Source organism: Variovorax sp. WDL1 (assembly GCF_001541225.1).
In the GTDB taxonomy this organism is placed as follows: Bacteria; Pseudomonadota; Gammaproteobacteria; order Burkholderiales; family Burkholderiaceae_C; genus Variovorax.
The window spans coordinates 13,732-26,996 of sequence record NZ_LMTS01000257.1; the positions used below are offsets into that span (position 1 = coordinate 13,732).

The window sequence follows — 13,265 nt, forward strand, 5'->3', positions numbered from 1 at the left end:
TCGCGCCCGGCATGCCCGCTTCAAGGCGCTCTACGCCGGGCTGCGTCCGCTCTTCGGCTGGAAGGATGAATGACATGTTCGTGGTGTGCGGCGAAGCGCTGATGGATGTCTATGTGCTGGGGACGACGTCCACTGGCCTGCACCTGGACGCGCGCATCGGCGGCTCGCCCTTCAACGTGGCAGTTGGCCTGGCGCGGCTGGGTCGCCGCTCGGCGCTCCTTGCCGGCCTCTCGCGAGACACAGCCGGGGAACGGCTCATGCAGGCGCTCGCCGCGGAAGGCGTGGACACCCGCCTGGTACTGCGCAGCGATGCGCCGACAACCCTGAGCGTGGTGAGCGTCGACGCGGCCGGCGTGCCGCACTACGCCTTCCACGGCCACGGCGCGGCGGACAGGGCCATCGACACGGCCGGCCTGCCGGCACTGCCGCCGGAAGCTCGCGTGCTGCAGTTCGGTTCCTACGCGCTGGTCGTGGAGCCTGTCGGCAGTGCGCTGCGCGCCCTGGCCGCACGCGAACGCGGACGCTGCCTCGTAGCTTACGACCCCAACGTGCGGCTCAACGTCGAGCCCGATCTGGCGCGCTGGCGCACGACGGTCGAAGCCATGGCGGCGCTCTCGCACATCGTGAAGGTGAGCGACGAGGACCTGGGGCTGCTGTACCCCGACTCGACGCCTGGGCAAGTCGCAGCGCGCTGGCTGTCGCTCGGCGTACGCCTCGTCGTGCTCACGCGCGGCGCCCGGGGCAGCGAGGCCTGGACGCCGACCCGGCAGGCCGCCGAGGCCGCGGCTCCGGTCGAGGTGGTGGACACCGTGGGCGCCGGCGATACCTTCCAGGCCGCCCTGCTGACCTGGCTGGACGAGCACGAGGCCCTCAGCGCCGCCGGCATCGAAGCGCTCGACGCCGTCAGGCTGGCGGCACTGCTTCGCTTTGCGACCCGCGCGTCCGCGATCACCTGTTCGCGCCGCGGCGCCGACATGCCGCGCCGCGACGAACTGCCGGCCGATAGATCGCCTCGGTAGCGCTCGCCGCAACCCGCTACAGGATCGAGTGATCGGTAGTGAACAGGCAGGAGTCCGCGTCCGACTCCGGCTCCCCCGTATCGCTCCCGGCGGCGGGGTGCGTGACCGATGGCTCATCGGCGTCGCCCTCCCCGATGCCCACCGGCGCCCGGGGCTTGCCGAAGGGTGCCAGGCCCTGCACCACGCGCAGGGCCGAAGCGCCCTCGATCAGCGCCTCCGAATAGTCAGGCAGCCCCCGCGTCGAGGAGTCCACCGGCCGGTAGACCAGGCACTCGTCCGAGTCGGCCTGAACAGCCTCCATCAGCACCCAATGAAATTCATTGGGTTCGAGTTCGAGAACTGTCAGGGCAAGGTCGCGGAGAGCCATGGGGAAACCTCTTGTTGAATGTCGCGAATTGTTACAGCCGGTTGCTTATCGGCAAAGGTACTTTTGCACGGTGTCTCCTCCACGTGATGGAGGGCGGCGCGGCATGGCGTGAAGGGCGCCGCATTTGCGCCGCCCTGGCATCAGCCCAGGCGGACGGGCACGAAGATCCGGTCGCCGTCGCGCTGGATCAGCAGCGCGACCGACTTGTCGGCCTTGGCCGCCACCTCGCGCACCTGCTCCACCGACTTGGCGGGCGTGCCGTTGATGGCCAGCAGCACGTCGCCGGGCTGCACGCCGGCCAGGGCCGCAGGGCCGCCCGCATCCTCGATCAGCAGGCCGGCATCCACGCGCGCCTCGCGCTTCTCCTGCGGCTGCAAGGGCCGCAGGGCGAGGCCGAGCTTGCCTTGGCCGGCGCGGGGTTCGGTCCTGGCCACGGTGCTCGTTTTCTCGCTCGCATCGCCGAGCCGGGCGCTGATCTCGTGGCGCTCGCCCTGGCGCCACACGTCCAGCGTGATGCGGCTGCCGGGCTTCTTCTGGCCGATCAGGGCCGGCAGGTCGCCCGACGCGACGATGGGCTCCCCATCGACCTTGCGGATCACGTCGCCCGGTCGCAGGCCGGCCTCGTCGGCCGGGCCGCCCTTCTCGACGTTCGACACCAGCGCGCCTTCAGGCTTGTCGAGCTTGAAGGAGTCGGCGAAGGCCTGGTTGACCTCCTGCACCGCCACGCCGAGCCGGGCATGGCTGACCTTGCCGGTGGCGACGATCTGGTCCTTGACATGGATGGCGACGTCGATGGGGATCGCGAAGGAAACGCCCTGGTAGCCGCCGCTGCGGCTGTAGATCTGCGAGTTGATCCCCACCACCTCGCCGCGCACGTTGAGCAGCGGCCCACCCGAGTTGCCGGGGTTGATTGCCACGTCGGTCTGGAGGAAGGGCACGTAGCTGTCGTCGGGCAGCGAGCGCCCCTTGGCGCTCACCACGCCGGCCGTCACGGTGTTCTCGAAGCCGAAGGGCGAGCCGATGGCGAGCACCCATTCGCCCACCTTGAGGTCCTTGGTGCTGCCCAGCTGCAGGGTGGGAAGGTTCCTGGCGTCGATCTTGAGCACGGCGATGTCGGTCTTGGGGTCCGACCCGAGCACCTTGGCGCGGAACTCGCGGCGGTCGGTGAGCTTGACCGTCACCTCGCTGGCATCCTTCACCACGTGCGCGTTGGTCAGGATGATGCCGTCCGCGCTGACGATGAAGCCCGAGCCCTGGCCCCGCACGGGAACGTCGCGCTGCTGGCCGCGCGGGCCGAACTGCCCGCCGAAACGACGGAAGAACTCGAACATGGGGTCGTCCGGATCGATACCGGCCATGCCCCCCATCGAGGTCTTGGTGGTGCCGGTCACGCTGATGTTGACCACGGCCGGACCGTCGCGCGAGGTGATGGTCGAGAAGTCGGGCATGGTGACCAGGGGCGCCGCGACGGCAGGCGCCGCGGCGGGTGCGCCCACGGCGCTTGCACTGGTGTAGGCGCCCGCGCCGACGGCGCCGATCACCCCGGCGGCCGCCAGCGCGGCGGCAAGGGCGCGGGGCGAGTTCAGGCGGATATTCATGGAAATTCCTTTCGAGGTGTCAGTGGAAAACACGATGAAAGGGAATGTCGGTCCGCTCGCTTAGGCTCGCCTTAAACGGTGGAAGGGAAAAGCAGCCTCACCCGCAGCCCGCCGAGGCTCTCCGAGCGCCCGATGTCCAGCGTCGCGCCGTGCTGGTCGGCGATCGACTTCACGATCGCCAGCCCCAGGCCACTGCCCGGCGCCTGCGATTCACCGGCGCGGTAGAAGCGATCGAGCACGCGCTCTCGCTCCTCGGCGGGCAGGCCCGGGCCGCTGTCTTCCACCACGAGCTCGGCGCCGCTTGCCTGCCGGGCAACGCGGATGTCGACGCGCCCGCCCTCGGGCGTGTACTTGACCGCGTTGTCCAGCAGGTTGCGCAGCAGCGTGCGCAGGGCCTCCGGCCGGCCCTGCACCCTGGCCGCGTCCGCGCTGGCGATACCGATGTCGATGCGCCTCGCCTGGGCAGCGGCGATGGCATCGGAGAGCGCGAGCCGCGCGACCTCCTGCAGCTCGACCGCTTCCGGCGGCGTGCCCGCTGCCGCGCTGGCTTCCTGCCGTGCCAGCGCCAGCATCTGCTCGACCAGCCGCGTCGCGCGCTCAATGCCCGCGGCCAGGCGGTTGACGGCCAGCTCGCGCGTGGGCTCGTCGGGCGCACGCTGCAGGCCCTGCACCTGCAGCTTCAGCGCGGCGAGGGGCGAGCGCAGCTCGTGCGCTGCGTCGGCCACGAAGTGCTTCTGCGCCTCGAAGGCCTGGCGCACGCGGTCGAACAGCAGGTTGAGCTCGTGCACCAGTGGGCGCACCTCCTCCGGCAGGCCGCTCTCGCTCACCGGGGAGAGGTCGTCGGCCTGCCGCGCCGCGACCTGGCCGCGCACGCGCGCCACCGGCGCCAGCGAGCGGCTCACCACCCACCACACGACCAGCATGAGCAGCGGCGCCGCCAGCGCGATCGGCCCGACCGTGCGCAGCGCCAGCGTGCCGGCCATGTGACGGCGAGCCGCCATGTCCTGCGCGACCTGGATCACCAGCGAGCGGGCCTGCAGCGAGTAGACGCGGTAGGTGGTGCCGCGCGCCCTGACGTTCGAGAAGCCCAGGACTGCGCGCTGCGGCAGCGCGGCCTGCGCAGCCGATTCGAAGACGAGCACGCCCTCGGCCGTCCACACCTGCACGACGAACTCGAAGTTCTGCTCGCCATCGCTCAGGCCGCCGACGGCCGCGCTGGGCGGCAGGCCGGCTCGCAGCGACAGGGCCATCTGCTGCATGTGGTAGTCGAAGATCTGGTCGGCTTCGTTCAGCACCGTGCGGTAGGCGACGAAGGCCTGGGTGCCTGCAGCCACCACGATGGCGGCGAGCAGAAAGATGAGCAGCCGCGCGCGTAAGGACTTCATTCCTTGGGCACCATGTACCCAACCCCCCGCACGTTGCGGATCAAGTCCGCGCCCAGCTTCTTGCGCAAGCCATGCACGTAGACCTCGACCGCGTTGCTGCTGATCTCGTCCTTCCAGCCGTAGAGTTTCTCCTCGAGCTGGGCGCGCGACAGCACCATGCCGGGCCGCGCGATCAAGGGCTCGAGCACCGCCCACTCGCGCGCCGACAGCACCACCGGCTGGCCGTTGACCGAGACTTCGCGCGTGGTCGGGTGGATGCTCACGCCCATGTGCTCGTAGACCGGCTCGGCCCGGCCGGAGGCGCGCCGCAGCAAGGCGCGGATGCGCGCCAGCAGCTCGTCGAGGTCGTAGGGCTTGAGCACGTAGTCGTCGGCGCCGGCATCCAGGCCCTCGATGCGCTGCTGCACCGAGTCGCGGGCGGTGGCGATCAGCACGGGCATGCGCTGCTTGCGCGCACGCAGCGCACGCAGCACTTCGAGCCCGTCGCGGCGCGGCACGCCGAGGTCGAGCAGCACCAGGTCGTACTGCTGGGTGCGCAGCGCGGTGTCGGCGGTCTCGCCGTCCTTGACCCAGTCCACCGCGTAGTGCTCGGCCCGCAGCAGGTCCAGCACGGCCTCGCCGATCATCACGTCGTCTTCGAGCAGCAGCAGTCGCATGTCGCGGGGTCCGGCAAAGCTTGTTCGAGATCGTAGCGGGCGGCGAAGTTCAGAGCAGCGAGCGCACCTCGCGCGCCGCCTCGAACAGCAGCGGCAGCAGGTCGCGGCGCAGCGTCTCTTCCTGGTGACGGCCGCCGGACAACACGACATTGAGCGCCGCCACGGTGCGGCCCTGCATGTTGCGCAACGGCACCGCCAGCGCCTGCACGGCGAGCTCGTGTTCCTCGCTGGCGAAGCCGTAGTCGTCCTTGCGGACCTGGACGATGCGCTGGCGCAGCAGGCGGGCGCTGGTGATGGTGTGCGGCGTGAGTCGCGGCAGCAGGCGGCCCTTGAGCCACTGCGCAAGCTGCGCGGGGCTCATCGCTGCCAGCAGCACGCAGCCGGTCGAGGTCGCGTGCGCGGGCAGGCGAGCGCCCAGATGCAGGCCGTAGGCAAGCACGCGCGTCGGCGTGCCGTAGGCGCCGCTGCGCGCGACGATGACCACCTCCTCGCCGTCGAGCACCACGGCCGAGAACGACTCCCCGGTCTGCGCCGCCAGCCGGTTCAGCGTGGGCTGCAGCGCCCGCGGCAACCGCGACGAAGCCAGGTAGCTGCCCGAGAAGCGCAGCACCTTCGGCGCCATCCAGAAGTAGCTGCCGTCCGTCTCGAGATAACCCAGGTGGGCGAGCGTGAGCAGGTGGCGCCGGGCGGCAGCGCGCGTGAGGCCCGCGCGCTCGGCGGCCAGCGTGGCATTGAGGCGCTGGCGCTCGGTGTCGAAGCTCTCGAGCACGGCCATGCCCTTGGCGATGCCCTCGATGAAGTCCGGCTTGGCGATGGTCATGGCGGGTCGGCTGCGTCCAAGTGTTGCGCGATCATCGCGCAAGCGGCCTCATCATCGCACAGAGGATGGTGCCGGCGCGATGCCGGGACGGCCTTCCGGTCCTACGCTTCGCCCTGACATCCAGGAGACACCCATGCGCACCCAAGTCGCCATCATCGGCGCCGGCCCCGCCGGCCTGCTGCTCGGCCAACTGCTCTTCAAGGCCGGCATCGACAACGTCATCGTCGAGCGCCAGACCGGCGAATACGTACTCGGCCGCATCCGTGCCGGCGTGCTGGAGCAGGTCACGATGGACCTGCTGGCGCGTGCCGGCGTGGACGCCCGCGCCAAGGCCGAAGGGCTGCCGCACGAGGGCATCGAACTGCTGTTCAAGGGCGCGCGCCACCGCATCGACCTGCACGGCCTGACCGGCGGCAAGCAGGTCACGGTCTATGGCCAGACCGAGGTCACGCACGACCTGATGAATGCGCGCGAGGCCGAGGGCCTGACGACGATCTACAGTGCCTCGCAGGTCAGCCTGCATGGCTTCGACGGCGAGCGGCCGATGGTGCGCTACGAGAAGGACGGCGCCACGCACGAGATCGAATGCGACTTCATCGCCGGTTGCGATGGCTACCACGGCGTGAGCCGCGCCAGTGTGCCGGCCGGCGCCATCCACACCTACGAAAAGGTGTACCCCTTCGGCTGGCTGGGCGTGCTCGCCGACGTGCCGCCGGTTTCGCACGAGCTGATCTACGCCAACACGCAGCGCGGCTTCGCGCTGTGCAGCATGCGCAGCCCCACCCGCAGCCGCTATTACGTGCAGGTGCCGGTGGAGGAGCGGGTCGAAGCCTGGAGCGACGACGCCTTCTGGAACGAGCTGCGCCTGCGGCTCGACCCGGAGGCCCGCGAGCGGCTGGTGACCGGTCCCTCGCTGGAAAAAAGCATCGCGCCCCTGCGCAGCTTCGTCGCCGAACCGATGCGATTCGGCCGGTTGTTCCTGGCGGGCGACGCGGCCCACATCGTGCCGCCCACCGGCGCCAAGGGCCTGAACCTGGCCACCGCAGACGTCGGCTTCCTGTCGCGCGCCCTCGAGGTCTTCTACCGCGAGCAGAGTGAATCGGCGCTCGACCGCTACTCCGAGCTGTGCCTGCGGCGGATCTGGAAGGCCGAGCGCTTCTCGTGGTGGTTCACCTCGCTCATGCACCGGTTCCCGGATACCGGCGAGTTCGGGCAGAAGATCCAGGAAGCCGAGCTCGACTACTTGGTGCACTCGCGTGCGGCTTCGACCTCGGTGGCGGAGAACTACGTGGGACTGCCGCTCGAGGACTTCTGACGCTCAGGGCCCCGGCTGCATCAGCTGCCAGACACGCGCGGGTGTCAGCGGCATGTCGAGGCACGGCGTGAGCCCGGCCATGCCGTTGCGGGCGAAGGCATCGGCCACTGCATTGACCACCGCGGGCGTGGCGCCGATGGTGCCGAGCTCGCCCACGCCCTTCACGCCCAACGGGTTGTTCAGGCAGGGCGTGCTCTGGTCCATCTCGGTCTTGAACATCGCGGCCGCGATGTCGGCGCGCGGTACCGCGTAGTCCATCAGGCTTCCGGTCAGCGGCTGGCCGGTCTCGGCGTCGTAGACGACGCGCTCGCACAGGGCTTGGCCGATGCCCTGCACGGCGCCGCCCTCGAGCTGGCCGCGCACGATCATCGGGTTGATCACCCGGCCGACGTCGTTGACCGAGGCATAGGCCACAACGCCGATCTCGCCCGTCGGCGGATCGATCTCCACCTCGCAGACGTGGCAGCCGTTCGGCCAGGTCGGGCCGGCGACGGCGCTGGTGGAGTCGACGAAGATCTGCCCCTCGGGCTGGCGCCCGGCGAGCGTGAACAGGTCCAGCGCCAGGTCGGTGCCCGCGACCTTGAAGAGACCGGATGCGTACTGCACGTCTTCCGGTGCAACCTCGAGCTCCTGTGCCGCCAGCGCGCGTGCCTTGTCGATGGTGCGCTCGGCCCCCACGCGAACGGCCGAACCGCCGGTAAAAATGGAGCGCGAACCGGCGCTGCCGAAGCCGTTGCCGCGGTCGGTGTCGCCCAGGACGATGCGCACCTTCTCGATCGGGACGCCGAAGGCATCCACCACCAGCTGCGCCAGGGTGGTCGCGATGCCCTGCCCCATGGCGTTGACAGCCGAGAACACCTCGATGACGCCGTCGGCCTGGACCGAGACCGTCACCCGCTCCTCGAACACGTTGCCGCCAGTCCATTCCAGGAAGGTCGCGATGCCCAGGCCGCGCAGCCGACCCCGGCGCTGCGATTCGGCCGCCCGCCCGTCGAAGCCCTGCCAGTCGGCCAGGGCCAGCGCCTGATCCATGACCGATTCGAAGCGGCCGGTGTCGTAGGTCTGCTGCATCGGGTTGGTGTAGGGCATCTGGGCCGGCTGGATGAAGTTGCGCCGGCGCAGCTCGATGCGGTCGATGCCGGTCTGGCGCGCGGCCTCGTCCATCAGCCGCTCGATGGTGTAGATCGCCTCGGGGCGGCCGGCGCCGCGGTAGGCACCGGTCGGCGCGGTGTTGGTGAGCACCGCAAGGAAGTGGAAGTCGATGGTCTGGATGTCGTAGACGCTGGTCTGCACCCAGGGGCCGATGAGCAATTGGATCGCGACGCCTGTGCCCGTGGCGTAGGCGCCCACGTTGGCCAGGGTGCGGATGCGCAGCGCGAGGATCCTGCCATTGGCGTCGAGCGCGAGCTCGGCCCGGGCCTCGATGTCGCGGCCATGCGAGGTGGAAAGGAATTCCTCGCTGCGGTCGGCCACCCACTTCACCGGGCGGCGCAGCTGGTGCGCCGCGAAGGCCACCACGATGTCCTCCGGATAAGCGCCGGTCTTCATGCCGAAGCCGCCGCCGACGTCGCCCACCACCACGCGCACCTGTTCGGCGGGCAGGCCGATGGCGTCACACACCGAGTTGCGCACGCCCGAGGGCATCTGGGTGCTCATCCGGACGGTGAGGCGCCCGGAGTCCCGGTCTGCGTCAGCCAGCACCGAGCGGGGCTCGATCGTGAGCGCGACCACCCGCTGGTTCACCACGTCCAGCGCCACCACGTGATCGGCGCGGGCGAAGGCGGCGCTGGCCGCCTCGGCGCTGCCGTGGCGCATTTCGGCGGCGATGTTGCCGGTGGCTTCGCCCCAGACCAGCGGCGCGCCCTCCGCGGCGGCGGCCTGCGTGTCCACCACCATCGGGAGCTCCTCGTAGTCGACGATCACCGCCTCGCCGGCGTCGCGCGCCTGCGCGGCCGTTTCGGCAATCACGGCAGCGACAGGCTCGCCCACGAAGCGCACCGTGTCGATCGCGAGCACATGCCGCGGGGGCGATGCGCAAGCGGCACCGTCGGCGCGCTTGAAGGCGACGGCGCCCGGCATCGGCTTCACACCGGCCTGCTGGAGATCGGCGCCCGTCAACACGCGCAGGACGCCGGGCATCGCCATCGCCGCCGCGACATCGATGGCCGCCAACCGGGCATGCGGGTACGGGGAACGCACGAAGAACAGATGGGTCTGAAGCGGTAGCGTGACGTCGTCGGTGTAGCGTCCCGCGCCAGCCAGGAGGCTCTCATCCTCGAGCCGCCGTACGGCCTGGCCGCTGCCGAAGCGCATGGGATTGATTTCTGTTGTCACCTGGGGTCCTCTTTCCATTGTGGGCAGGCCGCGAATCAGGGGACGACTATATGGGCAGCGGTGCTTTCGCGCTTCCGACGACATCGCGTACTGCCGAAGCCGTGTATACCTCCGACCATGCAACTGCCCTGGCTCGCCCCCGGTGACCCGCTGCCCGATGCCGCCCTGGCGTGGGGCGAATCCGACCCCGTTCCCGGCCTGCTGGCGGCGGGCGGCGGCCTCGATGTCGCCAGCCTGCTGCAGGCCTATGCGCACGGCATCTTTCCCTGGTTCAGCGAAGGCCAGCCGATTCTCTGGTGGAGCCCGGACCCGCGCATGGTGCTGGACGTGGAGCGCTTCAAGCTGCACCGTTCGCTGCGCAGGACGCTCGAGCGCTTTCGAGCCGCGCCGGACTGCGAGATCCGGATCGACCATGGCTTCGAGACGGTGATCCAGGCCTGCGCGCAGGCGCCGCGTGCCGGCCAGACCGGCACCTGGATCCTGCCCGAGATGGTGCGCGCCTACACGGCGCTGCACCAGGCCGGGCATGCCCACAGCGTCGAGACCTGGATCGACGGCGAGCTCGCCGGCGGGCTGTACTGCGTGGGAATCGGACGCGCCGTGTTCGGCGAATCGATGTTCGCGCGCCGGCCCGACGCATCCAAGATCGCGCTCGCCGCGCTCGTCTCGTTCTGCCGCCGGCACGGGATCGCGATGATCGACTGCCAGCAGAACACCAGCCACCTGGCCAGCCTGGGCGCGCGGGAAATGCCGCGCGCGCGCTTTCTCTCACACGTGGCGAGGGCACGTCATCTGCCGGGGCCGCAGTGGCGTTTCGAGCCCGTATACTGGTCCGAACTCCTGCCTGCGCGAACTTCCCTTCCGACGTGACGCACCTCAAGGATCTTCCGCTCCACACGCTGCAGTTCTACGCGACAGCGCCGTATCCGTGCAGCTATCTGCCGGACAGGCAGGCCCGCTCGCAGGTCGCCACGCCCAGCCACCTGATCCACAACGACGCCTACTCCGACCTGGTGCTCAGCGGCTTCCGCCGCAGCGGAATGTTCACATACCGCCCCCATTGCGACGGCTGCAATGCCTGCGTACCGCTGCGCGTTCTGGCCAACGCCTTCAAACCCAGTCGCAGCCAGCGCCGCGCGCTGGCGCGCCATGCCAACCTGCAGGCGCGCGTGCTGAAGCTCTGCTTCGTGCCCGAGCACTACCAGCTCTACCTGCGCTACCAGAACGGCCGCCACGCCGGCGGCGGCATGGATCACGACAGCATCGACCAATACACCCAGTTCCTGCTGCAGAGCCGGGTCAACTCCAGGCTGGTGGAGTTCCGCGAGACCCGCCCGGACGGCACCGCGGGCGCGCTGAAGATGGTGTCCATCCTGGACGTGCTGAACGACGGGCTGTCCGCGGTCTACACGTTCTATGAGCCCGAGCCGGGCGCGGGCTACGGCAACTACAGCGTGCTGTGGCAGATCGAGCAGGCGCGCAAGCTGGGCCTGGCCCACGTCTACCTCGGCTACTGGATCAAGGGCAGCACCAAGATGAACTACAAGGCGCGCTTCGCGCCGCATGAGGTTCTGGTCGGCGGCCGTTGGCAACCGCCGGTCGATTTCACCAAGTAAAATCGCAACCGGTCCCCCAACCGCGTTGCCCAATGAGAAAACCCCAAACAGATATTCCGGCCACGCCCGTCATCCAGGTGATCGAGCGCATGTTCTCGCTGATCGACGTGCTCGCCTCCCGTGAGGAAGCCATTTCGCTGAAGGAAATCAGCGAAAAGACCGGCCTGCACCCGTCAACCGCCCACCGCATCCTGAACGACTTGGCCGTCGGCCGTTTCGTCGACCGGCCGGAAGCCGGCAGCTACCGGCTCGGCATGCGCCTGCTGGAGCTGGGCAACCTGGTGAAGGGACGGCTGAACGTGCGCGACGCCGCGATGGTGCCGATGCGTGAACTGCACAAGCTGACACAGCAGCCGGTCAACCTCAGCATGCGCCAGGGGGACGAGATCGTCTACATCGAGCGTGCCTACAGCGAGCGCTCGGGCATGCAGGTGGTACGGGCGATCGGCGGGCGGGCGCCGCTGCACCTGACCTCCACCGGCAAGCTCTTCCTGGCGGTGGACGAGCCCCAGCGCGTGCGCAGCTACGCCACGCGCACGGGCCTCGCCGGCCATACGCGCAACAGCATCACCCAGTTGCCTGCCCTGGAACGTGAGCTTTCCAAGGCGCGCCAGTACGGCATCGCCAGGGACAACGAGGAGCTGGAGCTCGGCGTGCGCTGCATGGCCGCCGGCATCTACGACGATCAGGGAAGACTGGTGGCGGGCTTGTCGATCTCGGCCCCTGCCGACCGGCTCGATGACGGCTGGCTGCCGAAGCTGCAGGCGACCGCCAACGAGATCTCCAGCGCGTTGGGCTACAACGCCGCTACGCCGCCGGCGGGCTGAGACACTGCCCGGTCGGCACTCAGGTCGTCAAGAGACCAAGGGGATCAGCCCGCGACGTGGGCCGTGAGGGAAGGCTGCGGCGTCGCCGCTGCCGGACTGATCAGGTGGTGGTTGGCTTCGACCCAGCGTCGCACGCGTTCGGCATCGCCGATGCGGCCGAACTTTCCGGCGGAATCGAGGAACACCATGATCAGCTTGCGACCGGCGATCCGCGCCTGCATCACCAGGCACTGGCCAGCCTCGGAGATGTAGCCGGTCTTCTGGAGGCCGATGTCCCAGTCGGGGCTCTTGACCAGGCGGTTGGTGGTGTTGTACTGGAGCACGCGGTTGCCGACCTCGACCTGGTACTCGGGCGACGTCGAGAGTTGGCGCACCGTGGCATCGGCGTAGGCGGCATTGACGAGCAGCGCCAGGTCCTGTGCACTCGACTGATTGCTGCTCGACAGGCCCGTGGGCTCGACGTAGCGCGTGTCTTTCATGCCCAGCATCTTCGCCTTGGCATTCATCACGCTCACGAAGGTCGCCATGCCGCCCGGATAGGTGCGGCCGAGGGCGTGCGCGGCGCGGTTCTCGCTGGACATGAGCGCCAAGTGCAGCAACTCGCCGCGTGGAAGCGTGGTGCCGACCGTCAGCCGCGAGCGGCTCCACTTTTCGGTATCGACGTCGTCCTGCGTGATGGTGATCAGTTCGTCGGAAGGCAGATGGGCTTCGCTGATGAGCAGCCCGGTCATGAGCTTGGTGAGCGATGCGATCGGCAGCACGACGTTGTCGTTCTTGCTGAAGAGCACCTCGCGCGTATCCTGGTCGATCACCAGCGCCACGCTGGACTTCAGGTCCAGCGCATCCTCGGTGCCGTGCAGACCGGCAAGCTGGCCGAAGGACTGACGCGCCGCGACCTCAGGCACACGCACCACCGAGCGCCGCTGCACGGCCACCACCGTCTTGCCGCCGCGCTTGCGAATCGAAGCCACCACGTTGCGCCCGCCTCGCACCACCCGGTCCGCCTGCTCGACTTTGCCGCTGCGCTTGCTGGAGGCCACGTTGCGCTTGGCGGCCACGCTGCGCTTGCTGTCGCTGGCGACCTGCGCCTTCTTGCCGGCCGGCGCCTTCTTGGCAGCCTCGGCCGTGGGCAACAAAAACGCCGTGGCGCAAAGCACGACGGCGATGAGGCGAAGAGCGGGAAGGAACCGCTGGCTGGAAACTCGGTAGAAACGGGCTTCGTGCATCAAAAAACTCCAGCGGCGATTAACAGGTATCGCAGTGTATCCAAATCAAAAAAGGCACGCAATATCAGTTACTTGCATTCCTTTCTTCATTCGGAACAAAGG

At 69.1% G+C, this 13,265-nt stretch carries 12 protein-coding genes; 5 read left to right on the forward strand and 7 right to left on the reverse strand.

Features of this window, described 5'->3' with window-relative positions; translation table 11 throughout:
• Positions 1 to 65 precede the first annotated feature (65 nt).
• Positions 66 to 1,019, forward strand: a complete 954-nt coding sequence (locus APY03_RS32365; protein WP_332112694.1) for a carbohydrate kinase family protein — start codon at positions 66 to 68, stop codon at positions 1,017 to 1,019.
• A 16-nt stretch (positions 1,020 to 1,035) separates the two neighbouring features.
• Here the strand turns inward: APY03_RS32365 and APY03_RS32370 are convergent, their stop codons facing one another.
• The 5 genes from APY03_RS32370 to APY03_RS32390 form a co-directional block, all read right to left on the reverse strand.
• Complete coding sequence (locus tag APY03_RS32370; protein ID WP_068683680.1) at positions 1,036 to 1,386, reverse strand: hypothetical protein; 351 nt, start codon at positions 1,384 to 1,386, stop codon at positions 1,036 to 1,038.
• Between the two features lie 140 nt (positions 1,387 to 1,526).
• Positions 1,527 to 2,984, reverse strand: coding sequence for a DegQ family serine endoprotease (locus APY03_RS32375; RefSeq protein WP_068683681.1), 1,458 nt, complete (start codon positions 2,982 to 2,984; stop codon positions 1,527 to 1,529).
• 71 nt (positions 2,985 to 3,055) lie between these two features.
• A complete protein-coding gene (locus tag APY03_RS32380; RefSeq protein WP_068683682.1) occupies positions 3,056 to 4,369 on the reverse strand; it encodes an ATP-binding protein in 1,314 nt (437 codons plus the stop codon).
• Positions 4,366 to 5,025: a response regulator gene (locus APY03_RS32385; protein WP_068683683.1), complete on the reverse strand. Its 660-nt coding sequence runs from the start codon at positions 5,023 to 5,025 to the stop codon at positions 4,366 to 4,368. Before APY03_RS32385 ends, APY03_RS32380 begins: the two co-directional genes overlap by 4 nt.
• A 49-nt stretch (positions 5,026 to 5,074) precedes the next feature.
• Entirely contained in the window at positions 5,075 to 5,845 is a 771-nt protein-coding gene (locus tag APY03_RS32390; RefSeq protein WP_068683684.1) for an IclR family transcriptional regulator domain-containing protein, read from the reverse strand.
• 133 nt (positions 5,846 to 5,978) lie between these two features.
• On the opposite strand from APY03_RS32390, the gene pobA reads away from it, so the two are divergent.
• Positions 5,979 to 7,160 carry a 4-hydroxybenzoate 3-monooxygenase gene (gene pobA / locus APY03_RS32395; RefSeq protein ID WP_068683685.1) on the forward strand — a complete coding sequence of 394 codons (1,182 nt, stop codon included), beginning with the start codon at positions 5,979 to 5,981 and terminating at the stop codon, positions 7,158 to 7,160.
• Positions 7,161 to 7,163: 3 nt separating this feature from the next.
• On the opposite strand, the gene APY03_RS32400 is transcribed toward pobA, so the two are convergent.
• Positions 7,164 to 9,494: a xanthine dehydrogenase family protein molybdopterin-binding subunit gene (locus APY03_RS32400; RefSeq protein ID WP_083944705.1), complete on the reverse strand. Its 2,331-nt coding sequence runs from the start codon at positions 9,492 to 9,494 to the stop codon at positions 7,164 to 7,166.
• Positions 9,495 to 9,611: 117 nt separating this feature from the next.
• On the opposite strand from APY03_RS32400, the gene aat reads away from it, so the two are divergent.
• From aat to APY03_RS32415, 3 genes are read left to right on the forward strand one after another with little or no spacing between them, the layout of a single operon-like run.
• Positions 9,612 to 10,364, forward strand: coding sequence for a leucyl/phenylalanyl-tRNA--protein transferase (aat, locus tag APY03_RS32405; protein ID WP_068683689.1), 753 nt, complete (start codon positions 9,612 to 9,614; stop codon positions 10,362 to 10,364).
• Positions 10,361 to 11,110 (forward strand): arginyltransferase, encoded by a 750-nt coding sequence (locus tag APY03_RS32410; protein WP_068683691.1) that lies wholly within the window; start codon positions 10,361 to 10,363, stop codon positions 11,108 to 11,110. The genes aat and APY03_RS32410 overlap by 4 nt, the downstream gene beginning before the upstream one ends.
• Before the next feature lie 32 nt (positions 11,111 to 11,142).
• A complete protein-coding gene (locus APY03_RS32415; protein WP_068683693.1) occupies positions 11,143 to 11,937 on the forward strand; it encodes an IclR family transcriptional regulator in 795 nt (264 codons plus the stop codon).
• Between the two features lie 44 nt (positions 11,938 to 11,981).
• Here the strand turns inward: APY03_RS32415 and APY03_RS32420 are convergent, their stop codons facing one another.
• Positions 11,982 to 13,163, reverse strand: a complete 1,182-nt coding sequence (locus APY03_RS32420) for a serine hydrolase (RefSeq protein ID WP_068683695.1) — start codon at positions 13,161 to 13,163, stop codon at positions 11,982 to 11,984.
• Positions 13,164 to 13,265 lie beyond the last annotated feature (102 nt).